Annotated in this window: 21 protein-coding genes; 8 read left to right on the top strand and 13 right to left on the bottom strand. The window is 62.8% G+C overall.

Annotation, left to right across the window (positions count from 1 at the left end):
• Positions 1 to 111: 111 nt before the first annotated feature.
• The 3 genes from ACYU7Q_RS18090 to ACYU7Q_RS18080 all read right to left on the bottom strand — a co-directional run bounded on the left by ACYU7Q_RS18090 (position 112) and on the right by ACYU7Q_RS18080 (position 4,218).
• A complete protein-coding gene (locus ACYU7Q_RS18090; protein WP_460610829.1) occupies positions 112 to 1,251 on the bottom strand; it encodes a LacI family DNA-binding transcriptional regulator in 1,140 nt (379 codons plus the stop codon).
• 163 nt (positions 1,252 to 1,414) lie between these two features.
• Positions 1,415 to 2,023: a pentapeptide repeat-containing protein gene (locus ACYU7Q_RS18085; RefSeq protein ID WP_460610828.1), complete on the bottom strand. Its 609-nt coding sequence runs from the start codon at positions 2,021 to 2,023 to the stop codon at positions 1,415 to 1,417.
• Positions 2,024 to 2,124: 101 nt separating this feature from the next.
• Positions 2,125 to 4,218 (bottom strand): ExeM/NucH family extracellular endonuclease, encoded by a 2,094-nt coding sequence (locus ACYU7Q_RS18080; protein WP_460610827.1) that lies wholly within the window; start codon positions 4,216 to 4,218, stop codon positions 2,125 to 2,127.
• Between the two features lie 191 nt (positions 4,219 to 4,409).
• On the opposite strand from ACYU7Q_RS18080, the gene ACYU7Q_RS18075 reads away from it, so the two are divergent.
• The 3 genes from ACYU7Q_RS18075 to ACYU7Q_RS18065 all read left to right on the top strand — a co-directional run bounded on the left by ACYU7Q_RS18075 (position 4,410) and on the right by ACYU7Q_RS18065 (position 7,302).
• Positions 4,410 to 5,753: a Gfo/Idh/MocA family protein gene (locus ACYU7Q_RS18075; protein ID WP_460610826.1), complete on the top strand. Its 1,344-nt coding sequence runs from the start codon at positions 4,410 to 4,412 to the stop codon at positions 5,751 to 5,753.
• Between the two features lie 158 nt (positions 5,754 to 5,911).
• Positions 5,912 to 6,763 (top strand): pirin family protein, encoded by an 852-nt coding sequence (locus ACYU7Q_RS18070; protein WP_460610825.1) that lies wholly within the window; start codon positions 5,912 to 5,914, stop codon positions 6,761 to 6,763.
• A 128-nt stretch (positions 6,764 to 6,891) separates the two neighbouring features.
• Complete coding sequence (locus ACYU7Q_RS18065) at positions 6,892 to 7,302, top strand: hypothetical protein (protein WP_460610824.1); 411 nt, start codon at positions 6,892 to 6,894, stop codon at positions 7,300 to 7,302.
• Positions 7,303 to 7,336: 34 nt separating this feature from the next.
• Here the strand turns inward: ACYU7Q_RS18065 and ACYU7Q_RS18060 are convergent, their stop codons facing one another.
• Together ACYU7Q_RS18060 and lysA are read right to left on the bottom strand one after the other, a co-directional pair.
• Complete coding sequence (locus tag ACYU7Q_RS18060) at positions 7,337 to 8,026, bottom strand: DUF1345 domain-containing protein (protein WP_460610823.1); 690 nt, start codon at positions 8,024 to 8,026, stop codon at positions 7,337 to 7,339.
• 157 nt (positions 8,027 to 8,183) lie between these two features.
• The gene (gene lysA, locus ACYU7Q_RS18055; RefSeq protein ID WP_460610822.1) at positions 8,184 to 9,428 is read right to left on the bottom strand and encodes a diaminopimelate decarboxylase family protein; all 1,245 of its coding nucleotides are present in this window, start codon (positions 9,426 to 9,428) and stop codon (positions 8,184 to 8,186) included.
• A 48-nt stretch (positions 9,429 to 9,476) separates the two neighbouring features.
• On the opposite strand from lysA, the gene ACYU7Q_RS18050 reads away from it, so the two are divergent.
• Positions 9,477 to 10,016, top strand: a complete 540-nt coding sequence (locus ACYU7Q_RS18050; RefSeq protein ID WP_460610821.1) for a DinB family protein — start codon at positions 9,477 to 9,479, stop codon at positions 10,014 to 10,016.
• Between the two features lie 43 nt (positions 10,017 to 10,059).
• On the opposite strand, the gene ACYU7Q_RS18045 is transcribed toward ACYU7Q_RS18050, so the two are convergent.
• On the bottom strand, positions 10,060 to 11,151 hold the full coding sequence (locus ACYU7Q_RS18045) for an NADH:flavin oxidoreductase/NADH oxidase (protein WP_460610820.1): 1,092 nt from the start codon (positions 11,149 to 11,151) through the stop codon (positions 10,060 to 10,062).
• Positions 11,152 to 11,733: 582 nt separating this feature from the next.
• Here ACYU7Q_RS18045 and ACYU7Q_RS18040 point away from each other — a divergent pair.
• The 4 genes from ACYU7Q_RS18040 to ACYU7Q_RS18025 all read left to right on the top strand — a co-directional run bounded on the left by ACYU7Q_RS18040 (position 11,734) and on the right by ACYU7Q_RS18025 (position 16,074).
• Entirely contained in the window at positions 11,734 to 12,663 is a 930-nt protein-coding gene (locus ACYU7Q_RS18040) for a prephenate dehydratase (RefSeq protein ID WP_460610819.1), read from the top strand.
• A gap of 147 nt (positions 12,664 to 12,810) precedes the next feature.
• Positions 12,811 to 13,989 carry a pyridoxal phosphate-dependent aminotransferase gene (locus tag ACYU7Q_RS18035; protein ID WP_460610818.1) on the top strand — a complete coding sequence of 393 codons (1,179 nt, stop codon included), beginning with the start codon at positions 12,811 to 12,813 and terminating at the stop codon, positions 13,987 to 13,989.
• Positions 13,986 to 14,831 (top strand): Rossmann-fold NAD(P)-binding domain-containing protein, encoded by an 846-nt coding sequence (locus ACYU7Q_RS18030; RefSeq protein ID WP_460610817.1) that lies wholly within the window; start codon positions 13,986 to 13,988, stop codon positions 14,829 to 14,831. Before ACYU7Q_RS18035 ends, ACYU7Q_RS18030 begins: the two co-directional genes overlap by 4 nt.
• 172 nt (positions 14,832 to 15,003) lie before the next feature.
• Complete coding sequence (locus tag ACYU7Q_RS18025) at positions 15,004 to 16,074, top strand: chorismate mutase (protein ID WP_460610816.1); 1,071 nt, start codon at positions 15,004 to 15,006, stop codon at positions 16,072 to 16,074.
• Between the two features lie 221 nt (positions 16,075 to 16,295).
• On the opposite strand, the gene ACYU7Q_RS18020 is transcribed toward ACYU7Q_RS18025, so the two are convergent.
• The 7 genes from ACYU7Q_RS18020 to ACYU7Q_RS17990 form a co-directional block, all read right to left on the bottom strand.
• On the bottom strand, positions 16,296 to 18,059 hold the full coding sequence (locus ACYU7Q_RS18020) for a T9SS type A sorting domain-containing protein (RefSeq protein ID WP_460610815.1): 1,764 nt from the start codon (positions 18,057 to 18,059) through the stop codon (positions 16,296 to 16,298).
• A 189-nt stretch (positions 18,060 to 18,248) separates the two neighbouring features.
• A complete protein-coding gene (locus ACYU7Q_RS18015) occupies positions 18,249 to 19,163 on the bottom strand; it encodes a T9SS type A sorting domain-containing protein (RefSeq protein ID WP_460610814.1) in 915 nt (304 codons plus the stop codon).
• Between the two features lie 967 nt (positions 19,164 to 20,130).
• Complete coding sequence (locus tag ACYU7Q_RS18010) at positions 20,131 to 22,227, bottom strand: M13 family metallopeptidase (RefSeq protein WP_460610813.1); 2,097 nt, start codon at positions 22,225 to 22,227, stop codon at positions 20,131 to 20,133.
• A gap of 177 nt (positions 22,228 to 22,404) precedes the next feature.
• Positions 22,405 to 23,991 (bottom strand): M56 family metallopeptidase, encoded by a 1,587-nt coding sequence (locus ACYU7Q_RS18005; RefSeq protein ID WP_460610812.1) that lies wholly within the window; start codon positions 23,989 to 23,991, stop codon positions 22,405 to 22,407.
• Between the two features lie 2 nt (positions 23,992 to 23,993).
• Entirely contained in the window at positions 23,994 to 24,374 is a 381-nt protein-coding gene (locus ACYU7Q_RS18000) for a BlaI/MecI/CopY family transcriptional regulator (RefSeq protein WP_460610811.1), read from the bottom strand.
• Positions 24,375 to 24,527: 153 nt separating this feature from the next.
• Positions 24,528 to 24,956, bottom strand: coding sequence for a hypothetical protein (locus tag ACYU7Q_RS17995; protein ID WP_460610810.1), 429 nt, complete (start codon positions 24,954 to 24,956; stop codon positions 24,528 to 24,530).
• Between the two features lie 63 nt (positions 24,957 to 25,019).
• Entirely contained in the window at positions 25,020 to 26,276 is a 1,257-nt protein-coding gene (locus ACYU7Q_RS17990) for a TCR/Tet family MFS transporter (protein WP_460610809.1), read from the bottom strand.
• Positions 26,277 to 26,343: the final 67 nt, after the last annotated feature.

Below are 26,343 nucleotides of genomic sequence, written 5' to 3'. Positions count from 1 at the left end.
CAAATAGCTTCCTACGGCTTTCGAGCCTGTAAAGGTGTAGCGTGGACTCTGCGAGTCCGCGCCTCGCCGGTTCCGTCCTGCCCATGCGCGGACTAAAAGTCCGCGCTACAACTACCGCCGTTTCTGCGACGACTCACGCACCAGCAGCTTGGGCTTGAGCACAATGGGCTTGGGCGGACCCACGCGGTTGGGGCCGCTTTTGAGCATTTTTTGCAGCAGCTGCACCGCTGTTTTGCCCATTTGCTCGCAGCGCTGGTCCACGCTGCTCAGCATGGGCTCGGTGAGGGAGGTGAACATCTCGTTGCTGAAGCCCACAATGGCCACGTCCTCGGGCACGCGCAGGCGCTGGGCTTTCACCACCTGCAAGGCACCCACAGCGGCCAGGTCGTTGCTCGAAAACACGGCGTCGGGGCGCTGGGGCAGCTTCAGGAGCTGGCGCATGGCCTGGGCCCCGCTTTTCTGGTTCATGTCGAAGCAGGCAATCAGGTCTTCGTCGATGGGCAGGCCGTGGGCCGTGAGGGCGTCGCGGTAGCCCTGGTGGCGGTTTTTGTGAATGCTCAGGTGCAGCGGGCCGGTGAAGTGCGCAATGCGCGTGCAGCCCTGCTCGATGAGGTGCGTTACCACCTGGTAGGCGCCCTGATAGTCATCAATCACCACGGCGCTTACGTTGCTGCCCTGAAAATCCTCCACCATGCGGTCGAAAAACACCAGCGGAATGTTCTGCTGGCGCACGGCCTCAAAATGCTCGAAGCTCTGGGTGGTATTGGCCAGCGAAACCAGAATGCCTTCCACCTGCGAGTTCATCAGCAGGTCGATGTTTTTCTGCTCCTGCCGGGCGTCTTCGTTCGACTGGCAAATCATCACGTTGAAGCCCAGCTTGGCGGCTTCGGTGGCGATGCCGTGCACCACTTGCGGAAAAAAATGACCGGTGATGTGCGGCACCAGCACGCCCAGCGTGTTGCTGCGGCCCCGCCGCAGGGCGGCGGCCAGCTGATTGGGCTGGTAGTGCAACTCCTCGGCCAGCTTGCGCACGCGGGCCTTGGTGGCCTCGCTCACGTCGTCGTGGTCGGAGAGGGCGCGGGAAATGGTGGAAGGCGAGAGGCCCAGCGTTTTGGCCAGGTCGGTAATGGAAGCGCGGCGATTAGCCATCTGGTCGTTGTAGCAAAGTGAGAAAATACCCGCGCGCTGGCCAAGGCGGCCGGTAGCGTGGGCCCGCCGGCCCAACCGTACCACGGCGCGGGGTGCTGACAATTAACCGAAAGTAGGATGCCATCTGTTCATCAGACGGTGGCTTTCGGGCATAGATGGGAATTCCAGCGCAATCTACTAGCCGAAATCGAAACCGGAAGTTTGGTCCGTCAAGGAAGGCTGTTTTTGAGCAAGAAATGGCCTTTTTGCAAATTTTTATCTGACGTTACTCCACCATCAGGTTGTACCTGGCTACTACCCCCAGCAAGCCATGGAGCGTGAAGTGCGCGCCGGTAATGACGTTGCTCTCGGGGTCGATAACAAAGCCGGTGGCACTGCGAAAGTCGGCCTCCGCCAGCCGCGTATTCTGGAACACGGCCCCGGCCAACGCGCAGCCTTCGAACACGGCCGCCGAGAGGTCAGCATCGGCAAAATCGGCTTCTTCCAGGCTGCAGCCTACGAAGCGCGTGCCCGGCATCACGCGGCCCGCAAACGAGGCGTAGCGCAGTTGGCACTGGTCGAAATGCACCCTAAACAGCATGTCGCGGCAGGCCGTGAACTGCAGCCCCAGCAACTTGCAATCGGCGAAAGCCACGTTTTGCAGCGCCGTGCCCGCCAGCTTGGCCGAGCTCAGGTTACAGTGCTCAAACAGGCAGTCGGTGAAGCGTATCCGGCTGAAATCGGCCTCGCTGAAATCGCAGTTCACGAAGCGGAATTCATCGAACTCGGTGTGGCCCAACAGGTGGCGCGCGTCCCAGCGCTCGGCCACGTTTTCGGCGGGGAAATGAGTGGGCTTGCGGAGAACGGTGGGCTTGCGGCGGGGCTTAATGGCCATCGGAACGGGGCTATAACTAACAAGGCAATGGGGTAAAAAGCAGAACGCCATGCCGAGCGGAGCCCAGGCATGACGTTCTTCCTTATTTCGCTCGGGCAAAGCTACAGCTTCACCACGCGCTGCACCTGACTGAAATCAGTCCCGCTCAGCCGCAGCACGTACGTGCCAGCCGCCAGCCGGGCGGTGCGCGGCCCGATTTCAGCCTGCAATTCCTCGGCCGTGCCGTGCAGCGTGAGCAGGCGCTGGCCCAGGGCCGACACCACTTCCAGCGTCATCGGCTGCGCCGCGAAGCCGCTGATGCGCAGGTTGAACGCGCCGGAAGCGGGGTTCGGAAAAACGTTGATTTGCCCGCCCGTGGCGGCCCGGCCGGTGGCCGTGGCGGTGGTGCGGAAATTCAGCCCGATGAGCACCGGGTCGTGGTCCGATGAGCGGAAGGGGCTGGTGATGTCGGTGGCCGCGCCGGCGTTGACGTACTCCAGAAACTCGGGTTCGCTGGCGTTGATGTGCCACTTTTCCACGGCCGCGTGGCCTGCCAGGTTGCCGCTGAGCACGGCGTGGTCGAGGCTGCCGCTCAGGCCGCTGTACAGGTAGGAGGCGCTGCTGGCGGGGCTGGGCAGCACGAAACCAGCCGCCCGCAGAATGTCCATCGGGTCTTCCTCGTAGTTGGCGTTGTAGTCGCCCACGCTCACCACGTAGCGCGTGCCGGCGGGCTTCACCACCGTGTTGATAAACTGCACGAGGGCCGTGGCCTGGCCCTTGCGGCGTAGGTTAGACTGACCCTGGCCGTCAAACTGGTCGGCGTCGAGGCCCGTGCCGCTGGCCTTCGACTTGAGGTGATTGACGACAAGGGCAAACGTGTCGCGGGCCGCGGCCGAGGTGCGGTTGGTGATGAACACCTGCGCCAGCGGCGGGCGCTCAAAAATGCCGGTCACGGTGGCCAGCAGGGCCGGGCCGTATGGCGTTACGGCCGCCGGTTTGTAGATGATGACGCAGTGAATCAGGTCGGTATCGTTGGGCTGGGAGTTGGCGCCGCCGTCGTTCACGAAGGCATAGGTGCCCGCACCCATGAGCTGGTTCAGGCCGTTCACCAGGTCCTGCACGGCCGAGTTGGCCCCGGTGCCGTCGTTTTCTACCTCCATCAGGCCCAGCACGTCAGCATTCATTTGGGAAATGGCGACGAGGATTTTGCTGCGCTGGCGCTGGAAATCAGCCAGTGTTTTGGCCCCGCGCGCGGTGGGGAAGCCCGCGCCCAGCCCGTCGCCATTAAAGAAGTTGAGCACGTTCATGCTGGCGATTTTCACGTCAATCGGCCCGAAGGCGGGCACCGGCGGGCGCACCGACACGACGGCCGGCGCGTCGGCCCCGGCCAGGGGCTGGATGCGCCATTTGCTGTTGCCGTAGCCCATGATGCCGCGCAGACTGGCCACGGTGCTGCCCACCCGCACGGTTTGGGTGGCGGCGTCGAGGTAGGGGATGGGCGTGGGGTTGGTGGTGGCGCGGCCGTCATCAAGCAAGAGGCTTTTGTTGACGTTATCGGCCTGGTAGGCGTTCACGGCGGCCACGTTGCTGGTGCCGCTGCTGCTGGTGCCGCTGGCGGGGTTGTCGTTGGGGTCCACGAACTGCGTGGGCTGGTACACGAGGCCGCGCAGAGAGATATTTAGCTCGCCGCGCGATTTCAGCGTGGCTACGTCCGACACTGTGATGGGGGCCGAAAACTGCACCCGCATGCCTTCCAGCGGCTCGGCATCGGCCATCGAAAACGTGGCGTTGTCGATGATGGAGAAAGCTGGCAACGGGCTGCTGGCCGCCAGCACCGTGATGGTGGGCGCGGTAAGCACGGCCTGGCTAAATGACGGCGAGGCGGGGCCTTCCTGCACCGTGCCCCTGATGCTTAGGCGGTTGCCGACAGCCACCGTGGGGTTGGGTTGCACCACAAACAGGGCATCGGAAGTAGCGGGGTTGCCGTCGGCGCTGGCCGCGTCGTTTTGGATGTAGAAGCCGGCCGGGCTTAGGTCGGCGTACACGGCCGTCACCACGCCCTCAATGGTGTAGGTGCCCGCCGTGGCCAGCGCCCCGGTGCCCTGAATGGTGCCGATGGGCGTGACTGTCGTTTGGGCCTGCGCCAGGCTGGGGGCCAGGCTGCCGGCTGCCAGGGTCACGAAAACGGGAAAAAACGAGCGGGTAAATACCTTCATCAGCAAGTCGAAAATTAAGAAAACCCATTGCGGGGCTATAAATGTACTAGGGTTTTAGTGGTTGGAATCGGGTGCGTCAGACAGCGGCAATTAAGCTCAACCACACGGCGCCATGCGGCAACTCTGGCCCGGCCCGGGCACGTAAGCGAAAGCAGTTGCTATCAAATCCTCGCTATTCGCCGTCCAAACCCATGTTCCAGGAAAACACCGCTTTCAATACCGCCTTCAGCGCCGATGCCGAAAACGGCTACGACGAGTCGCGCCGCCATTTTATCAACCATGCCGGGCGCGGGCTGCTGGCCGTGGGCGTAGCCAGCGCTCTGCCCATCGCCGCCGCCGAAGCCCATAAAGCCGCCGAAGCCGCCCCGCCGCCCGCCACCGGCCCGCTCGACATTAAGCTGCCGCCCCTCGAAGCGCCCACCGACCCCAAGGGCGCCGAACCCTTCAACCCCGACGCGCCCGACCGCCGCGTGGGCTACGCCCTGGTGGGCCTGGGTCACCTCACGCTCAATGAGATTCTGCCCGCTTTTGGCCAGAGCAAGCACGCTAAGCCAGTGGCCCTGGTGAGCGGCGACGCCGATAAAATGGCCAAAGTGGCAAAGCAGTACGGCATCAAGCCGAGCAGCTGCTACTCGTATCAGACCTACGATAAGCTCAAGGACAATCCTGAGGTGGAGGTGATTTACATTGTGCTGCCCAACTCCATGCACCACGAATTCACCATTCGAGGCGCGAAAGCCGGCAAGCACATTCTCTGCGAAAAGCCGATGGCTAACTCGGTAAAAGAGTGCGAGGAAATGATTGAAGCCTGCAAAAAGGCCGGCAAAAAGCTCATGATTGCCTACCGCATTCAGTACGAGCCGCTGAACCGCCAGGTGCAGAAAGCGGTGCGCGACAAAACCTTCGGCGCGACCAAAATGCTGCAGATGATGAACACCCAGAACCAGGCCCACGACCAGCAGTGGCGGCACAAAAAAGCCTTGGCCGGCGGCGGCTCGCTGCCCGACGTGGGGCTGTACTGCCTCAATACCACGCGCTTCCTACTGGGCGAGGAGCCCACCGAAGTTTCGGCCCAGATTTACAGCACGCCGGGCGATGACCGGTTCAAGGAAATTGAGGAGAACGTGAGCTTCACGCTGCGCTTTCCCAGCGGCGTTATCTCGCAGTGCATGACGGGCTACGGCTCCTTCAACAACAAGAGCTACACCGTGTATGCCGAAACCGGCAGTATCAGAATGGACCCGGCTTTCCCTTATAAAGGACTGAAGCAGGAGCGCATTCACGCCCCCAACGGAAAGCAGGTGACCGAGCAGCCCAGCAACCCCGACAAAGACCAGTTCGCCCTCGAAATGGACCACATGGCCGAGTGCGTGCGCCAGAACAAAACGCCCTACACGCCCGGCGAAGAAGGCCTGCAGGACCAGCGCATTATAGAAGCTATCTACCAGTCGGCCCGGGAAAACCGGCCGGTGAAGCTGCCCGCCGTGGCCAAGCTGGACGCTTTTAGGGGCGAGGCGCCCAAAGAGGAAGCGTAAACTTTAAGCCGGTCGACGGCTTTAGCAGACTGTCATGCAGAGCGCAGCGAAGCATCTTTACCGCAATATTGAATCGATTTACTATTGCGGTAAAGATGCTTCGCTGCGCTCTGCATGACGGCATTATTTATCCCTTCCAAAACACACCACCTCCAGCTATGCGCACCGTCAAGCAGCAGCACCGCGCCGTGAGCGCACCCATTGCCGACCTCACCACCTACCGTGCCCTGCCCACAAATTCAGTCGAGTACATCGACCCGTTTCTGTTTCTGAACCACCACGGGCCGCAAGTATACCGGCCCAAAAACCGGGGCCTTCCCTTTGGCCCACACCCGCACCGGGGCTTCGAGACGGTGACGTTTATCCTCGAAGGCGACATCCTGCACAAGGACAGCAGCGGGCACGAAAGCGTGATTGAGGCCGGCGGCATTCAGTGGATGACGGCCGGCAGCGGCCTGATTCACGCCGAAGTTTCCTCCGACAATTTCAAAGCCCACGGCGGGCCGCTCGAAATTCTGCAGTTGTGGGTGAACCTGCCGGCCAAGGACAAGATGACGGCCCCGCGCTACATCGGGCTGCAAAAAGACGAGATTCCGACTGTGGCGCTGGCCGGCGGCGTGGTTATCCACGCCGTATCGGGCGAGTGGGCAGGCACTGCCGGGGCCGTGCAGCCGCTGGCCGATGTGGCGCTGGCCTGGCTGGAGCTGCCGGCTGGCAGCCGCGTCACGCTGCCCATTGCGGCGGCGCGCAACATCTTTTTCTACACCGTGCGCGGCACGCTGCGCGTGAATGACACCGAAACCAAGGCCCTGCAACTGGTCGAATTCAACCACGATGGCGATGAGCTGACCCTTGCCGCCCACGAGGCAAGTGTGGTGCTGCTGGGCCACGCCCAGCCGTTTGGCGAGCCCGTGGTATCGGCAGGGCCGTTTGTGATGAACACGGAGGCCGAGATTCAGCAAGCCTACCGCGACTACCAGCGCGGCGCATTCGGGAGCTGGAACGGTTAACCGCAAAAAAGCGCCGGGTTCATAACCTCTGCCCGGGGTTGGTGGTTGAGGCGTGCGACCTGCTTTGCCGCCAATGCTTTGCATCGGTGGGCGGAGCCTGAGGTCGTAGCCTTGTTTGTAATCAGTTGATGCGTAAGCCCACCCGTTCCCTTTATTTCGAAAACAGCGTTGGCCGCATTTGGGAGGAGCCCGAGGGCTACGTGCGGTTGGAATACCGCTCGGGCCTGCGTGAGGCGACGCAGTTCAGGGCCTTGCTTACGCACACGGCCCAGGCGATGGCCCGGCGGCAGTGGAGCAAAATGCTGGTCGACCAGCGCGAAATGGCCCCCTTCGACCCCGGCGAGCTGGCCTGGATGACCAACGAATGGCTGCCCCGCGCCGTGCGGGAAAGCGGCTATCGTTTCGGCGCTATCCTAGTGGCACACAACGTATTTGCCCGGCTGGCCACCAATCAGTTTATCCTGGCCTCCCGGGACTTGCCGCACACTTACCGCACCTTCGAGGCCGAGGAAGCAGCGGTGGTCTGGCTGTTGGCCTAAAGCTGGCAGCGCGGCGCTTCAGCCGCCCCCGCCCTCATAGCAGGCCCGAGATAATGTTGATGCTCAGCGCCAGAATAGTAGTGTTGAAGGCAAAAGATAACATGCTGTGGAACAGTACTAACCGCCGCATGCGTATCGTGGTGACGGTGACGTCGGAGGTTTGGGTTGTCATTCCCACCACGAAGGCGAAGTAGACAAAATCCCAATAGGAGGTGGGCGGCGCGCCCGCGAATACCAGCCCGGTTTGCCAGGCATTTTCCTGTATGTCGGGCAACAGACTGAAGTAGGTGTGGGCATAATGCAGCGCAAACAGTGTGTGCATCAGGCACCAGGTGCCCACGATGGCCACGGCCGATACCAGGATGTGCTCGACGCGCTCTTCGATGGGCAGCTGCCGGATGTCGTGCAGCAGCAGCAGCACGGCCACGATGCAGACGGTGCAGCATAAGAATACAACTACCAGGAGCAATGCCCAGGTACGGCTGGGATGCAGCGACTTCACAATACTTCGCATATCGGCGAAGTGCGTCTGCAGAATGGTTTTCCAGCTGATGGTCAGAATGCTCACCACAAACCCATCCCAAGCCACGAGAAAACGGGTACTAAACTTAAAATCAGGCGGGGCCAATAGGTAAAAAAGGACCGCGACGCCCAGCGCCAGCAGCAGCTGCAACAGGCGCACCACCAGGCCCCGGCGCGAATGCCGCAAAGCGGAGCGCATCATTACGGCAGTAGAAGCCATAGCCGAAAAACCGCTAGTGAACCATCGAACCGTCGCTTTTCCGCCCGCCAGCGGCAGGTGGAAAGGCGATGCTAAGATAGCAAAAATAGCGAGTATTGAATATTCGGCCCTGCGTCTTGTGGGCTCGGCCCAGTCAACGCTAGGCCGCCGGCACCGGCTGGGCCGGCGCTTCGGCCGCCACGTCCACCTGCCCGGCCAGCAGGTCCTCAAACGTCTGGCGCTTGCGGATGAGGCGCAGCTCGCCGGCTTCGGTGAGCAGCACTTCGGCGGGGCGGGTGCGCGAGTTGAAGCTGCTGCTCATCTCGAAGCCATAGGCCCCGGCGTTGTGGAAGGCCAGCAGGTCGTTTTCGTGAATTTCGGGCAGCAGCCGGTCCCAGGCAAAGGTGTCCGTCTCGCAGATGTTGCCCACCACCGTGTACAGCCGCTCCGAACCCTTGGGGTTGGTCAGGTTGCTGATGTGGTGGTAGCTGTCGTAGAACATGGGCCGGATGAGGTGGTTGAAGCCCGAGTTCACGCCCGCAAACACGGTAGCGGTGGTTTGCTTCACCACGGCCACGTTCACCAGCAGGTAGCCGGATTCGCTCACCAGGTACTTGCCGGGCTCGAACCAGCATTCCAACGGCCGGCCGTATTCTTTCTCGAAGGTTTTGAACGCCTCGGCCACCTGCTTGCCCAGGGTCGCCACGTCGGTTTCGGGGTCGCCGGGCTTGTAAGGCACTTTGAAGCCCGAGCCGAGGTCCAGAAAGTCGAGGTCGGGGAAGCGGCCGGCGGCGTCGAACAAAATTTCGAGCGAGCGCAGGAACACGCCCACGTCCTTGATTTCGGAGCCCGTGTGCATGTGCAGGCCGCGCACGTGCAGGCCGGTGCCCTTCACCACGCGCTCCAGGTGGCGCATCTGATGAATCGAAATGCCAAACTTGGAGTCGATGTGGCCGGTTTGAATCTTATAGTTGCCACCCGCCTCAATGTGCGGGTTTAGGCGCACACACACCGGGTAGGAGCCGCCAAACGTGGCCCCGAACCGCTCCAGCAGCGAGATGTTATCGATGTTCAGATTTACGCCCAGCTCCTTGGCTTCCACCAATTCCTCAAACGTCACGCTGTTGGGCGTAAACAGAATGTTTTCCGGCGCGAAGCCCACATGCAGCCCCAGACGTACCTCGTTGATGCTCACGCAGTCAAGTCCCGACCCCAGGCTGTGGATGTGGCGCAGAACGGCCACGTTGCTCAGCGCCTTACACGCGTAGAAAAACCGGGTTTTATGGCCCGCGAAGGCTTTCACCAGTTTTTTATACTGCCCCGTGATGGTGGCTGCATTGTACACGTAAAGAGGGGTGCCGAACTGGTCGGCCGCAGCGCGCAGCGCATCGTTAATACCTGACATAATCACAAAAGTACGGCCTAAGCAGCCGCTCCGAATACTGTACACCCAATGAGTAGCCCAACGTTCCCATCCGCTCCACCGCCCGAAACCCGCGAAGTCTGGCTGCGCGGCCCGCTGCCCGATGTGCCGCCGCTGCTCCAGCCCGTAGCCCACGCCCTGCTGCAAGCCCGCGAAGAGCTGAATGCGGCGATGCAGGATTTCCCGGCTGCGCTGCTCAACGAGCGGCCCGGCGGCGTGGCCTCGGTGGGTTTTCACCTCCAGCACCTGGCCGGCGTGCTCGACCGCACCTTCACCTACGCCCGGGGTGAGGCGCTTTCAGAGGGGCAGTCGGCAGCTTTGGCAGCAGAAAATCCACCATTGCCTATTGAAGCTGATACGGTGCAGAAATTGGTGCAGCGCTTCAGTACGCAGGTTGATAGCGCGTTGGCGCAGCTTCGGGCCACCGATGAAACCAAGCTGCCGGAAGTACGCGGCGTGGGCCGGGCGATGCTGCCGTCCACCGTCATCGGCCTGCTGGTACACGCGGCTGAACACACCACGCGCCACCTGGGCCAGTTGCTGGTGACGGCGAAATGGGTAAAAATGTAGGGTGCGGGGCTCGCCCTACCGGGTACGACCCCGCACCCTACTTCTACCGCGGTCCGGCAGCCGAAGCCACGCGCGGCTTGGCGCGCTCGTATTGCGCCGGCCACTGCACCTCCGCACCCAAGTCCTGCGCCGCGAAGAGCGGGAAATACGGCTCGCGCAGAAACTCGCGTGCCAGCAGCACAATGTCGGCCTGGCCGCTGGCCACAATGGCTTCGGCCTCGGCCGGGGTGGTGATGAGGCCCACCGCGCCGGTCAGAATCCCGGTTTCTTCTTTGATGCGTTCGGCAAACTGCACCTGGTAGCCGGGGCCCACGGGAATGGGGGCTTTGGGCACGTTGCCGCCCGTGGAGCAGTCAATCAGGTCCACGCCGCGCACCTTAAGCATGGCCGCCAGCTGCACTGATTCGTCGGCGTTCCAGCCGCCTTCGGTCCAATCCGTGGCGGAAAGGCGCACGATGAGCGGCAGGTCGTCGGGCCACACCTCGCGGGTGGCGGCCACCACCTCCAGCAGCAGCCGGATGCGGTTTTCGAAGGTGCCGCCGTATTCGTCGGTGCGCTGGTTGCTCAGCGGCGACAGAAACTGGTGCAGCAGGTAGCCGTGGGCCGCGTGCAGCTCAATTACTTTGAAGCCCGCATTAAGCGCCCGTTGGGCAGCAGCCCGGAAATCCGTAATCACCTTCTGAATCCCGGCTGCATCGAGGGCCGTCGGCACCGGGTAATGGTCGTTGAATTGGATATCAGTAGGGCCGACCACCGGCCAGCCGCCTTCGCTTTCGGCCACCATTCCCTCGCCCGACCACGGCCGGTAGGTGCTGGCCTTGCGGCCCGCGTGGGCCAGCTGCACGCCGGGCACGCTGCCCTGCCCCGTGATGAAGGCGTTGATGCGCTGGAGTATGGGCAGGTGCTCGTCTTTCCAGATGCCGAGGTCCTGGGGACTGATGCGGCCCTCGGGCGACACGGCCGTGGCCTCCTGAATAACGAGGCTGGCCCCGCCCACGGCCCGGCTGCCCAGGTGCACCAGGTGCCAGTCGTTGGCAAAGCCGTCTTCGGCGCTGTACTGGCACATGGGCGATACCACGATGCGGTTTTTTAGGGTGACGCTGCGCAGGGCGAGGGGTTCAAATAGCTTAATCATAAACGGGATGCCAGAGGAGATGTGAAGCTGAATAAACCCATTTTGGGGCGTTTGGGTTATGGTGGGATGCAGGCAGGTGCGGGAAAAATAGAACGTCATGCAGAGCGTAGCGAAGCATCTTTACCGCACAAGTAATTCAATCAAATGAGTTTACTACTGCGGTAAAGATGCTTCGCTGCGCTCTGCATGACGGGCCGCGGTATTCTTTTCCGAACCCCGCAGCAAATTTGCTTTTCCCGAATCCATCCTTACCTTGCAGCCGCAAACGCACCCAATCATGCTCCAGACGCGCTATTTTTTTGGCTACTATTACTTCTACGCCACCGCGTAGAACGAGCCGCCGTTTGTAGCTAACCCCCACAAACTTCTCCAGCGCCGCTCGTTCTTCGGGAGGCGCTTTTTTAATGCCCGGTTTTTCGATGCCTACTCTGCAAAACGTCTTTTTTTATTACGCTTATTACTTCTTCTACCCGAAGAAGCCGGCCCTTTGTTGCCAGTGTTAACCACCGCACTGTCTCCCAACAAGCCCAGGGCCACCGCACAACGGAGGCCCTTTTTTATTGCCCAATAATCACACACATCATGCCTCAGCACGTTTCCATTCAAGGTTTCCAGGGAAGTTTCCACGAAGTCGCGGCCCGGCGTTATTTCGGGGCGCAGCCGGCGCTGCTGCCCTGCGCCACCTTCGGCGCGGTGGTGGCGCACGTCGTGAATGGCACCGCCGAGGCCGGCCTGATGGCCATGGAAAACTCGCTGGCCGGCAGCATCCTGCCCAACTACCTGCTGCTGGAGCGCCACGCCGTGCGCGTGACCGGCGAGGTGTACCTGCCCATTCATCAGCACCTGCTGGCGCTGCCCGGCACTACGCTGGCGGAGGTGCAGGCCGTGCATTCGCACCCCATGGCCCTGCGCCAGTGCGGCGAGTTTCTTGACCGCCACCCGCACTGGAAGTTGGTGGAAACCGACGACACCGGCCACAGCGCCCAACTCCTGGCCGAGCAGCGCACTCCCGGCGTGGCCGTAGTAGCCGGCGCCCAGGCCGCCGAGCAATTCGGCCTGCAAATTCTGGCCCCCGCCATCCACGACGACCCGCACAACTACACCCGTTTCCTGGTGTTGGAGCGCGCCGAAACGGCTACCGCTGACCCACAGGCCGATAAAGCGTCGCTCTATTTCTGCGCGCCGCACGCACCGGGCAGTCTGGCCGCCGTGCTCAGCCGTGTAGCGGCGCTGGGGCTGAATCTGAGCAAGCTGCAATCGTGCCCCCGTCCCGGACAACCTTGGCATTACGGCTTTCATGCCGATGTGGAATTCGATAAAATGGGCCAGCTAGAGGCGCTGCTGCGGGATTTGGAGCCCGTGACGGATGAGCTGCGGGTGCTGGGAGCCTACCGGCGCGGCAGCATGGCCGAGGCGATGGGGGAGGACCTGTTATTGCGAGCGGAAAGTAGTGGGCCGTCTGTCATTGCGAGGAGGAACGACGAAGCAATCCGTCCTCTCTTGAGCGACTAGCCTTGAGCCGTGACAAGACCTGATTCAAGCTTCGGCCACTATAAAAATGACTTTATCACAATAGGAAATTAGTCACTTAAGAGAGGAAAGATTGCCGCGTTCCGCTGCGCTTCACTCGCAATGACAAAAGGCCCATATAACTACCCCATGAATATCTCCATTGCCAGCCGCCTGGCCCACACCGGCGAATACTACTTCTCGCGCAAGCTGCGCGAGCTGGCCGCCCTCAACGCGGCCGGAGCCAACATCATCAGCCTGGGCATCGGCAGCCCCGATTTGCCGCCGCACCCCAGCGTGATTGCGGCGCTGGCTGCTTCGGCGGCGCAGCCCGGCGCGCACGGCTACCAGAGCTACCAGGGCACGCCGGCCCTGCGCGGCGCGATGGCCGATTTCTACCAGCGCCACTACGGCGTGACGCTGGACCCGGCCACGGAAATTCTGCCGCTGCTGGGCTCGAAGGAAGGCCTGATGCACATCGGCATGACGTTTCTGGAAGCGAGCGATGCCGTGCTCATTCCCAATCCCGGCTACCCGACCTACCGCGCTGTGGCCGAAATCTGCGGGGCCGAGGTGCGCGAGTACGACCTGACCGAAGCCACGGGCTGGCTGCCTGATTTGGATGCGCTGGCCCAAACCGACCTCTCCCGCGTGAAGCTCATGCTGGTGAACTACCCGCACATGCCCACCGGCACGGCCGCCGGTTTACCGTTTCTCACGCGTCTGGTGGCTTTTGCCAAGGCCCAGGATATTCTGCTGGTGCACGATAACCCGTACGGCTTCATCCTCAACGAAACGCCGCCCGTGAGCCTGCTGGCCGTGCCCGGTGCCCGCGAAGTAGCTGTCGAGCTGAACTCGCTCAGCAAGAGCCACAACATGGCGGGTTGGCGCGTAGGCCTGCTGGCCGGGCGAGCCGACGTTATTGCCGACGTCCTCCGCTTCAAGAGCAACATGGATTCGGGCATGTTTCTGCCGGTGCAGCAGGCGGCGGTGGCCGCCCTGGCGCTGGGCGATGACTGGTTTCATGAACTAAACGCCACCTACCGCGCCCGCCGCGAATTGGTAGTCGAGCTGCTGCAAGCCCTGGGCTGCGCGCCCGCGCCCGGCCAGACGGGCTTGTTCATCTGGGCGGCGGTGCCGGCCGGCTATGCCGATGGCTACGCCCTGAGCGATGCCGTGCTGGCCGAGGCGCGGGTTTTCCTCACGCCGGGCGGCATTTTCGGGAGCAATGGTAATGGCTACATCCGCGCCAGCCTGTGCCAGCCCGAGGCGCTGCTACGCGAGGCGCTGGAGCGCATTCAAGCTACTGTTCAGTCTGTCAAATCATGAATGTTACTGTAATCGGATTAGGCCTTATCGGCGGCTCGCTGGCGCTCAGCCTGCGGCAACACGGCCTGGCGCAACACCTCATCGGCGTAGAAAGCAGCCCGGCCCATGCCCGCCGCGCGTTGGAGCTGGGGCTGGTCGATGAAATCGAAACTGACCTGACGGCGGCCGTGCGCCGCGCCGACCTCGTGGTGGTGGCCGTGCCTGTGGACGCTATGGTGGCCGTGCTCCCGCCGGTGCTGGATATCATCACGCCGCAGCAGGTGGTTATCGACGTGGGCTCGACCAAGCAGGCACTGCTGGCGGCGGTGGCGGGGCACCCGAACCGGGGCCGTTTCGTAGCCGCGCACCCCATGGCCGGCACCGAGCACTCGGGGCCGGAAGCGGCGGTTTCGGGGTTGTTTGAGGGGAAAACGGTGGTGCTCTGCGATGTGGAGCACAGCGATGCCGACGCCGTGCAGCTGGTCGAAAAGCTGTTTCAGGCGCTGCCCATGCGGCTGCTGTACCTCAACGGCGCCGACCACGACGTGCACACGGCCTACGTGTCGCACATCTCGCACATCACTTCGTTTGCGCTGGCGCTCACGGTGCTGGAGAAGGAAAAGGAAGAGCAGCGCATCTTCGATTTGGCCAGCGGCGGGTTCGAGTCGACGGTGCGGCTGGCGAAGAGCGCACCGGCTACGTGGGTGCCCATTTTTCGGCAAAACCGGCTCAACGTGCTGGATGTGCTCGATGAACATTTGCATCAATTACAACACCTGCGTGAGCTGCTGGCGCGGGAAGATTACGACGGGCTGGCCGAGCAGATTCGGCAGGCTAATCACATTCGGAAGATTCTGCCGTGAAGGCTGTGAGAATAAATGAAAGAACGTCATGCAGAGCGCAGCGAAGCATCTTTACCGCTTCGTTGCAACGGCATTGATTAGTGGTGGCGGGCAAGATGCTTCGCTACGCTCTGCATGACGGCCATAATCAGTCAATCAATCAATACTAACAACGTCTCCTATGAATCCAACCATGAAATCCGCCCTCTTCAACCGTCAGCCCGACGACAAGCCCTATCTCATCTCCGGGCCGTGCTCGGCCGAGACGGAGGAACAGGTGCTTGAAACCTGCCAGCGGCTGGCCGCTACCGGCAAGGTGCAGGCCCTGCGCGCCGGCATCTGGAAGCCCCGAACCAAGCCCGGCGGCTTCGAGGGCGTGGGCACCAAGGGGCTGCCCTGGCTCAAGAAAGCCAGCGAGCTGACCGGCCTGCCCATTGCCGTGGAAGTGGCCACGGCCAAGCACGTGGAAGACTGCCTGGCCTTCGGCGTGGACATTCTGTGGGTGGGCGCGCGCACCACCGGCAACCCGTTTTCGGTGCAGGAAATTGCCAACGTGCTGCGCGGCGTGGACGTGCCGGTGCTGGTGAAAAACCCCATTCACCCCGAGCTGGAGCTGTGGGTAGGCGCCGTGGAGCGCCTGCAAAAGGCCGGCCTTACGCACGTGGGCCTCATTCACCGGGGTTTTTCGAGCTACGGCAACACCGATTTCCGCAACGCACCGATGTGGCACCTGCCCATCGAAATGAAGCGCCGCATGCCCGAGATGCCGCTGCTCTGCGACCCCAGTCACATCTGCGGCCGGCGTGACACGCTCTTCGCCGTGGCCCAGCAGGCCCTCAACCTGGGCTTCGATGGCAACATGATTGAAAGCCACATCGACCCCGACCACGCCTGGAGCGACGCCAAGCAGCAAATCACCCCGGAGGTGCTGCGCGACCTGATTCAGGACCTAGTGTGGCGCCACGAAACCACCGACCAGCGCGAGTTCCTCACCGCTCTTTCGGGCCTGCGCGAGCAAATCAACCAGCTCGATGCCGAGATTATGCAGCTGCTGGGCCGCCGCATGGCCGTGGCCGAGAAAATCGGCCTCTACAAGAAGGAAAACGACATCACCATCCTCCAGACCAGCCGCTGGAATGAGGTGCTGGAGCGCGCCCAGCGCCAGGGTGCATCGGTGGGCCTCACCAGCGAGTTTGTGGAGCAATACCTGGCCGCCGTGCACCTGGAGTCCATCAATCGCCAGAGCAAGGTGATGGAAGGGTAGGGGCGTGCCAATACGCGGCGGGCCTGTCATTGCGAGGCGTTTGTCATTGCGAGCGTAGCGAAGCAAGCCTTCCTGTACAACGTGATAAGCCCTGAGACGTGAAAAGCCCCGGTACTGTGCAGTGCCGGGGCTTTCTGGTAAAAGGAAGTATCTGGTTTTGACAGGACGGATTGCTTCGGCTTCGCCCCGCAATGACAGGCCCGCCGCGCTCCGACAGGCGTTTACTCCACCACCAAGCGGCGGGCGGCGGTGTTCCGCCCGGCCTGCACCTGCACGGCGTAGATGCCGGCGGGTAGCCCGGTCAGGCTCATCTCGTGGCGCAGGCCGGCGCTGGGTAGGGTTACAGCGATGGTGCGCACGGCCCGGCCCATGGCATCACGCAGGGTGATGGTGGCGGTGGCCATGCCAGGCAGGGCGGGCAGCGTGACCGTAGACGCAGCGTGGGCCGGGTTGGGATACAGCGCGAAGTCCGAACCGCTCAGGGCTGAAGTGGTGGCCGTGGTGGTGAGGGCGGAAGGGTCGACGAGGTGGGCCAGGAAGTTGGTCGATGACCCGGCCGAGGAGCTGTTGAGCGTCTGGCTGCCGAAGGTGGCCGTGTTCTGGAAATTGCCGGTCAGGTACATCTTGGTGCCGCTCATGGTGATGCACGAAGCGGTGGTGTTGGTGGGGCTGCCGCCGCGCTGCGACCAGTCGACGGTAGCGCCGTTGCCGTCGTCGCTGAGCCGCGCTACCAGCGCGCCGCCGCTGCCGGCCGCCAGCGTCGTGCTACCTACCGTGACTGCGCTGCTGGCAAAGCTGCCCGCCAGGTACACGCCACTATTGCCGTAGAGGGCCAGGCCGGTGCCTTTGTCGTCGTCGGTGCCGCCGGCCTGGCGGGCCCAGCTCCAGACGGCGGTGCTGCCCGCATCCTGCACGGCGGCCACGAAGGCATCGGTGGTGCCGGTGGGGCCGGCGTTGGTGATGGTATGGCTGCCCGTGGCCAGCGCCGTGCTCGAAAAGGTGCCGGCGATGTACACCACGGGGCCGTTCACGACCAACGCGTTGCTTTGGTCGGTGCCCGCGCCATTGGCCCGCAGCGCCCACTGCCAGGTGGCGGTGGTACCCGCATCGGTTAGCTTGGCTACGTAGGCGTTGGAAGCCCCGCCATTGGGGACGGTGGTGGGGCCGAAGGTGGCGTTCTGGCCTCCGATGGAGCCGGTGGCGTACACGCTGGCCCCATTCAGACCTAGGGCGTTTACGTACTTGCTGCCCGAGCCTGTGATGGTCTTCACCCAGCTAACGCTGGCGCTGCTGGTGCCATCGGTCAGCTTGGCCACGAAGCCGTCGTAGCCTGTGCCGGCGTTGGAGCTGGCCAGCGTGGTGCTGCCGAACTGGGCCGTGGCGCTGCCAAACTGCCCGCCCACAAATACGCTGCTACCGGCCACGGCCAGGGCATTGGCCACGTCCTGGCTGGTGCCGCCAAACTGCTGCGCCCAATCCACAGTGGCTGAGGAGCCGGCATCGGTGAGGCGGGCCACAAAGGCATCGGTGGTCACGGAGTTGGCGCTGCCGTAGTTGGTCAGGTTGGTGCTGCCGAAGGCGGCGGTGGGGCTGATGAAGGTGCCGGCCACGTATACGCGGGCCCCGCTCAGGGCCACGGCCGTTACCTGGTCGAGGTCGGAGCCGCCGAAGCGGTAAGCCCACACGAAGGCGCTGGTGGCGGCGCTCCACTTGGCCACGAAGCCGTCGGTGCCGCCAGCACTAATCATGGTGGTGCCGCCGATGGTGACGATGCCGGAGAAAGACCCCGCCACGTACAGGTCGCCGCCGAGGTTAGAAGTCGTGCTTTTAATGGATAAGTTGGAGCTACCGCCGCCCACTACCAGGGCCGACTGCCAGAGGGGGGCGGGGGTTTGCGCCCGGACCATTGTTCCCGGCAGTAATGCGGCCAGCAGCAGTACGCCCACCAATCGGCTGCCTGATAAAAAATTGATAACGTATTTCATTTTAATAAGAGATATGCACGGCAATACGTAGCGTATCGGGTAAAGTTGGGGCGCAAAAAAGCCCCGCTGCCGGGCACCGGGGCTTTTCGATAATAAGGGCCGGAATAAGGCTAACGGCTGCCAAATCAGGAAGCAAAGGTCCGACGATTTAATTGAGATTCAAGCCCGATGAGTTGCAAACGCCGGGGTTTATTCCACCACGAGGCGGCGGGTGGCGGCGGCCGGCCCGGCTAGCACCTGCACGGCGTATAGGCCGGGGGCCAGGCCGGTCAGGTCAAGCGTGTGGCGCAGGTCGGCGGCGGGCAGGGGCAGGGTTTCGGTGCGCAGGGCGCGGCCCAGGGCGTCGCGCAGGATGAGGGTGGCCGTGGCCGTGCCGGGCAACGCGTGCAGGGTGAGGGTGGCCGTGGTGCGGGCCGGGTTGGGGGAGAGGGTGAATGGCAGGCTGCTTTGGGCGGCGGCGGTGGCCGTGAGGGTGGGGTCGGTGAGGGAAGCCAGGAAGGCGACCGGATTATTGTTCGACGCGCTGATGGTTAGGCTGTCAAAGGTGGCTGGGGGGGATACATAGCCGGATACGAATACCTGGGTACCCCCTGTTGTCACCGTGTATGCCAGGTCGTTGCCCGTGCCGCCAAAGTGTTTTGCCCATGCGAATCCCCCGCTACTTCCCGTGTCGATGAGCTTGGCTAAGAATGCCTCCGTATTGCCTGAAGCATTGGTGACATTAGCCAAAACAATGTTGCCAAAGGTAGCCGTTGGGGATGCGGTGTGTCCCACCAGGTACAGGTTGGGACCACGCACGGCTAGGCTGTAAGCGTAATCATAAGACGAGCCCCCGGCATGCACCGCCCACGTAAAGGCAGCGCTAGCCCCGGCATCTGTAAGCTTAGCCACGAAGATGTCGGTAGACCAAGTAGTGCCCGAGTTGGTTAGGGAAATATTGTCAAAGCTGACCGTAGGGCTGTAAAAGCCCCCAGCCACGTAGATATTGTTCCCGTTTACCGCTACCCCAAAGGCCTCGTCGGCATTCGTGCCGCCAGCCTGTTTAACCCAAACGTAGTTGCTGCTGCTGCCCGTATCTACGAGTTTGGCGATAAAAATATCCAAGTCAGCAATGTTGACGATAGAGAACGCGCCAAACGTGGCCGGGCCCGGGCCATGAAAACTTCCCACTAAGTACACATTAGCCCCATTCACGGCCAAACGACTTGGTAATGTACTGCCACCGCAAAGCTGTGCCCACTCAAAGTTGCCCGTGCTACCCGCATCCGTCAGCTTTGCTATAAAACCGGTATAAATGGGGGGAGAGCTGGAGTTGGCCAGTGTAGTGGACCCTAAAGTCAATGTCGGGTTATAAAATGTGCCCGCTATATAAACGGCTGTTCCACTTGATGCGAGGGTTCTGACTTCAACATTGCCCGCATCACCGACCTGCTGGACCCAACTGAAGGCGCTGCTAAGTCCCAAATCGGTCAGCTTCGCCACGAATCCCTTGCTGTAACCAGCCGAGGCATTGGTCAGGGTTGTATTTCCAAAAATAGCCGTGGCACTGGCAAAACTGCCGGCTATGTATACGTTCGCTCCATTAAACGTTACGCCAACGGCCCCATCATTGGCTGTTCCTCCAGCGCGTTGTGCCCACACGAAGCTGCCAATAACCTGATTCCATTTAGCTACAAAGATATCGTCGCCACCAGCACTGGTAAGGGTAGCAATTCCAAAGCTAATGGTTCCAGAAAAAGAACCGGCTATGTACACATTGCCGTTGCTATCAGCAGGCGTTGCACTTCCAAATGAAGTGCCGCCCTGTCCCGCTACCACGGCCATCTGCCAGGCCGGGGCCTGCGCCCGCGCTGCCGGCCCGGCCAGCCACAGAAGCATCAGGAGCACCGCCGATAGGCCGGCGCGCAATAAATAGGAAAGGTGTTTCATGAAAAGGAAAAAAACGGCCGCCCAGTGGTAGAAGGCCGGGGGTAAAGATAGGGGCACAAAGCAGCCCCGATGCACGGGCACCGGGGCTGCTTGGCGAATGATAATCAGGCGGCGCGGGGACGCGAACTAAAAGTTCGCGCTACTACCAAATCACAGCCCGGTCGGCCGAGCTGCGGGTCATCTTGCTGCCCTCGGGGCAGCCGAAGGCCTGCTGAAACTGCGGCATGTTCATGAGGGGCCCGATGGTGCGGTACTGGCCGGGCGAGTGCGGGTCGGTGGCGATTTGCTGGCGCAGGGCCTCGGGGCGGATGTTGGTGCGGCGCAGCTGGGCCCAGCTCAGGAAGTAGCGCTGCTCGGGCGTGAAGCCGTCGTAGTTGGGGCGCGGGCCGTTGCCGTAGCGCTGCTGCAATTGCTTCTCCAGGGCCCCATACACCACGGTGAGGCCGGCGAAATCGGCCAGGTTTTCGCCCATCGTGAGCTGGCCGTTCACGTGCACCGAGTCGAGGGGCGAGAAGGCGCTGTACTGGCGGCCCACCACTGCCGCGCGCTTCGTAAACTCGGCCGCGTCGGCCGGGGTCCACCAGTCGCGCAGGTTGCCCTCTGAGTCGTACTGCCGGCCCTGGTCGTCGAAGCCATGGGTCATTTCGTGGCCCATCACCCCGCCAATGGCCCCGTAGTTGATGGCGTCGTCGGCCTTGGGGTCGAAGAACGGGGGCTGGAGGTAGCCGGCCGGAAACACGATTTCGTTCATCGGCGGGTTGTAGTAAGCGTTGATGGTGGGCGGCGTCATGCCCCACTCGTTGCGGTCGATGGGCTGGCCGAAGTGGGCGGCCTCGCGCCGGCTCTCCCAGAGGCGGGCCGCCAGCAGGTTCTTCAGGTACGAATCGCGGGAGATGGGCAGGGCCGAATAGTCCTTCCACACGTCGGGGTAGCCGATTTTCACGCGCAGGGCGTTCAGCTTTTTCAGGGCCTCGGTCTTGGTGGGCGCACTCATCCAGGTGTTGGTCTTGATGTGCTCGGCCATGCTGGCCTTGATGTTGGCCACCATTTCCAGCGCCCGCGCCTTGGCCTCGGGGCTGAACGCCTGGTCCACGTACAGCTGCCCAAACGCCTCGCCCAGGTAGGCATCCGTGGCCGCCTGAATGCGTTTCCAGCGCGGGGCCTGCTGCTTGGCCCCGGTCTGGGCCTGGCTGTAGCGGAAGGCCGCCTCGGCATACGGCGTGGGCAGCGCACTCGCCACCGAGCGCACCAGGTGCCAGCGCAGGTAAGTTTTGAGGTCGGGCAGGCTCTCGGTTTTCAGCACCGCGTTCACTTCATCGAAGAACGCCGGCTGGCCGATGATGATTTCCTGCGCCTTGCCCAGCTGCATGCCGGCCAGCAGGCTCTTGGGGTCGAGTACGGGGTAGCGCTGCTGGGCGGCGGCCACGGTCAGCTTGTTGTAGTTGGATTGCGGGTCGCGCAGCTCCACGGGCGTGCGTGAGGCCTTGGCCAGGCGCGTTTCAATGCGCTCCACGGTGGCCGCGTCGAGCCGGGCCACCGTGGGAGCCGCGCCCAGCAGCTCAAATACCTGCTGCATGTAGGCACGGTAAGCGGCTTTCACTTTCTCGGTGCGGGCATCGGTTTTGAAGTAGAAGTCGCGGTTGGGCAGCGTGAGCCCGCCCTGATTCAGCTGCACGGCGTACTGCGTGGTCTGCTTCTCGTCCACGTCCACCCCGGCCCGGAAAAACGGACCGGCCCCCAGCTCCTGCAAACGCACGATTTCGGCGCGCAGCCCGGCCGCGTCGCGCACGGCGGCCACGCGGTCCAGCTCCGGTTTCAGTGGCGCGAGGCCGGCCCGGTCGATGGCCACCGTGTCCATGGCGCTGGCGTAGAAGTCGCCCACTTTCTGGACATTGCTGCCGGGTGCGGCGTTGCGGTTGGCCGCCGCGTCTTCCAGAATCTTGCGCAGCAAATCCTGTGTGCGGTTGCCCAGCAGGTTGCGCGGCCCCCAGCTGCTGGCGTAGCTTGGCACGGGGTTGTTCCGCAGCCAGTTGCCGCCCGAAAACTGAAAGAAGTCGTCGCAGGGGCTCACCGCGCGGTCGATGTCGGCCATATCGAGGCCCACGCCTTTAGGGGCCGGGGCCGCTGCGACTACCGGGGTGGTGGCGGCCGTAGTGGCAGTAGCGGCTGGCTTGGTGCTGGTGCAGCCGGCCAGGGCCAGCGCGGTGGCCAGGCCGAGATAAGTAGTATTTTTTTTCATGGATGGGCGGGCAAGGTTTTCAAACGCAAAGTAGCGCCAAAGACCCGGGCCGCCGCCCATTGATTGCATGGTCAAATAGCGTTTCGCCCACAAAAAAGGACGTCATGCGCTCCACATGCCGTCCTTCTTGCTGTCCTAATAAACGGCTTTTCTGATAAGCCAGGCAACTTGCCGCGCCTAGCGCGTCTCCGAAATAAACGCGCCCCGCCCATCAAACAACAGACTCACCGGTCGCCGGCCTATTGCCAGCTCGGCCTTGTACGTTGGCGGATTGCCCGCGGCGGCTGGCACTTCGGTCATGGCCAGCAGGCGCGCATCGGGATAGTTTTTGGTGATGTAAGCCAGCGCGGGCGCGGCCAGGTAGGGCACCGGCTGGGCTGCCGGCGCCACTACGCCCACCGGCTTGCCAACGGTGGCGGCGCCCACGGGCTGGCCTTTTGCATCAAAGTACTGCACCTTGGTCTGGCCGCCGTCCTCAAACTGGGCGCGGTAGCGCGGTGCGGCGGTGCCAGCTTTGGTGTCGGGGCCAATGGCATTCACCTTGGCATTGGGGTAAGTCTTTTGCAAATACTCCTGGGCGGCAGCCATGGCGGCCTTTTGTTCAGGCGTGGCCGGCACCATCGGGGCCACCTTGTCCACTTTTTTGTTGAGGGCCGATACGGCGTCCGAGTTCTGGTTGGCCGTGGTGACGACGATGGCCACGGCCCCGCTGGCCCCGCCAAACACCTGACGGGCCTGCTTCTCGTCCAGCATATGGATGTAGGCAATGCTTTTAGGGTCGAGGGCGTACACCGCAGCCTTGTCGCTCAGCTTGCCATCGAGGTAGTACACGGCCGGGCTGGGCGCAGCAGTCTGAGTGGCCGGGGCCGCCACGGCGGGCGACAGCGCCGCGCCCGCGCCCAAGGCCAGGCCCAACGCCAGCGGCACGGCCAGCAGGTAGCGCCCGGTCTGGGCCAATGCGGAAGCAGGGGAATTCATCATGATAACACGGTTTTTGAGGGTTGGAAATGTGAAAGAGGTAACAAGGGAAGGAACTGCGGCGGCGTGGCTGAGGCGCAGCAGGCTGTACTGGTAGGCCCGGCGGTCGACCTGGCCGGTTTCGAGCACGGCCTGGTCGGCCAGGTATTCGAGGTTGTCGAGCAGGGCGCGGCGCAGCAGCCACGCGGCCGGGTTGCACCAGGCCGCCGCCTGGGCTAGCTGGGCTAGCAGTACATCCAGCGTATGCCACTGGCGCACGTGCACCTGCTCGTGGCGCAGCACGGCAGCCAGCTCGGGGGCGGGGTGCTGCGCCGGGTTCAGGTAAATGGTCTGCCAGAAGGAAAACGGACTGACCGCCTCCGCCAGCGCCCGCACCGGCTGGCCCTGCACCACCGCCGGCCGGCTGCGCCGCCGCAGCCGCGCCAGTGCCAGTAGCTGCCCCAGCAGCCGGGCCAGCAGCACGGCCGCGCCCACCGCGTACAAGGCCACTCCCACGACGGCCCAATCTACCGGTGGGGCCACGGGCACCGCCGGAGCGGCACCAGGGGCGGCCCCCGTAGCTTCGACCATCGCAAAGACTACGGTGGGAGTGGCCTCGGCCGGCAGCAGGGCCGGCAGCGGCAAGGCCGGGTACCCCGCCGCAAACAGCAGCGCAAATACCAGGTAAGCCCGGTTCAACGTGAAAAACGTGAGCCGGCGCAGCAGCCCGAAATACCCCGCCGCAAACAGCAGCAGCGCCACATTAGCCTTCAGCAGATACAGCAGGATGGACGTCGACAGTGACATGGCTAGTCCTCCTTTTTGCTTTCGATGAGCTTGATAATCTCCTGCAAATCGGCAGCACTGACCTTGTTTTCCTGCGCGAAAAACGACACCAGGTCCTTGTAAGAGTTCTGGAAATGCTGCTTCACCAGCGTGCCTAAGGAGCGGCGCTGGTAGTCGTCGGCCGTTACCAGGGGCACGAAACGGTAGGAGTTGCCCAGCTTTTCGGCGCGCACGTAGCCCTTGCGCTCCAGGTTGCGCAGGGTGCTGGCCAGCGTGGTGTAGGGCGGGGGCGGGGCCGGCAGGCCGTCGAGCACGTCTTTCACAAAGCCGCCGGCGGGCAGCGGCCAGAGCACGCGCAGCGCGTCTTCTTCGGGTTGGGTGAGGCGTTCGAGCGAGGTGGACATAAGTGCAATACGATTATGTCGTAAATCTACGAAACTTTCGTAATTATGATTCTGTTTGGTTTGAAATAAATTTCCGTGAAAGCAAAAAAGGCCGTTTCCGACGCAGAAACAGCCTTTTGAGAAAACAAAAAAGAGGATGTGGTTGCCCCGGGCTCAGTGCACCTTGTCGGTCTGTTGAATTTGCAGCCACCGGATGGCCGCGCCCTCATCGCCAAAAAAGGAAATGGCGAAGGGCTTGTCGTCATACGCTTCGGCCGACACGTAGCCGGGCCGCTGCACAATGGTTTCGTGCAGTGCCGGCCCCACCAGGTAGGCGATGAATAGCCGACCGTCCAGCCGCCGGGCCATACGCGGGAAAAAGTCGTTCAACAGCCATTGGGTGGTGTGCGGGTCGTTGAGGGTGCGGCGGCGAATGTCCTGAAGCCAGAAACGGCAGTGCTCCTGCAACGCCACGGCCTCAACGTGCTGGTACACTGCCGGGAGTTCTTGTGGCACAGGCTGATAGGCCCAGCGTCCAACCAGAATGTCCAAATCGGGCCGGTGGGCAAGCTGAAGCAGGGACTGCGGGGTTTGAGACGTCATACGCAAAGAAATTGAGCGGCAAAGTAAAGCCCGGGCGGCAGTTGCCGTCGGGCTGCTGCGCCGCTAGTGTACCGGCACTGCCTCGGCCGGCACCGCGCTGAGGGCCACCGGCGGGTGTTTGCGGAGCGAGCGCACGGCCAGCGCCACGCTGCCCAGCGCCAGCACCGCACCCAGAATGAAGGGCGCGCCGGGAAAGTATATCGGGGCCCCCTTGTGCGTGAACTCCCCGAATAAGTAGCTCATCATCAGTGGTCCCGCCACGCCCGTTACGCTGATGAGGCTGGTGAGCGCGCCCTGCAACTCGCCCTGCTCGGTGGGCGGCACCTGGCCCGAAATGGTGCTTTGCAGCGCCGGTCCCGAGATGCCGCCCAGGCAGTACGGGGCCAGGAAAGCCAGCATCAGCCAGCCATTGGGCGCGAAGGCGAACAGCACGAAGCCCACCGTGTAGCACAGCAGTCCGATGACGATGGCGCGGGCCGCGCCCAGCTTCGGAATGGCCACCCGCACCAGCCCGCCCTGCACCAGCCCCGTAAACAGCCCGATGACGGCCAGCGAAATGCCTACCAACTTCTCGGTCCAGCCAAACTTGAGCATGGTATAGAACGTCCAGACCGACTGCGTAGCCGAGCCCGCCAGGTACAGCAGCACCAGCGCGGCCACTAGCCCGGACACGGCCGGGTATTTGCCCAGGCGTAATAGTGAAGCCACCGGGTTGGCCCGTCGCCACTCAAACGGCCGGCGCTTGTCCGGTGCCAGCGACTCGGGCAGCACGAAATAGCCGTAGAGCACATTGCACAGGCTCAGGCCGGCGGCCACCATAAACGGCACGCGTGGGCCAAAATGGGCCAGCAAACCACCCATTGCCGGCCCCACGATAAAGCCAATGCCAAACGCGGCCCCCACCAGGCCGAAGTTCTGGGCCCGCTTCTCGGGCGTGCTGATGTCGGCAATGTAGGCCGTGGCCGTGGTGAAGCTGGCCCCCGCCATCCCCGCAATCACGCGCCCGACAAACAGCCAGGCCAGCGTGGGGGCGAAGCTCACAAACACATAATCGAGCCCCAGGCCCAGCAAAGAGGTCAGCAGCACCGGCCGCCGCCCCAGCTTGTCGCTGAGGCCGCCCATCACCGGCGCGAAGCAAAACTGTGCGCTAGCGTAGGCAAACGTGAGCCAGCCCGAATAGATGGCGGCCCGGCTCAGCCCCTCGCCCGTGAGCTGCTCGATGAGCTTAGGCACCACGGGAATAATGATGCCCAGGCCGATAACGTCAACCAGGATGGTGATGAAAATAAAGCTAAGGGCAGGAGAGCGTTTGTCGGACATAAGCATGCGGGCAAATAAGCCGCTGGGCGGCCGGTTGGGAGGGCAAAGGTCCGCACAAAGCCGCGTC

The organism is Hymenobacter terrigena (genome assembly GCF_054776515.1).
Note: the sequence above shows the minus strand (reverse complement) of the source record. Positions and strands in the feature narration are given on the sequence as shown.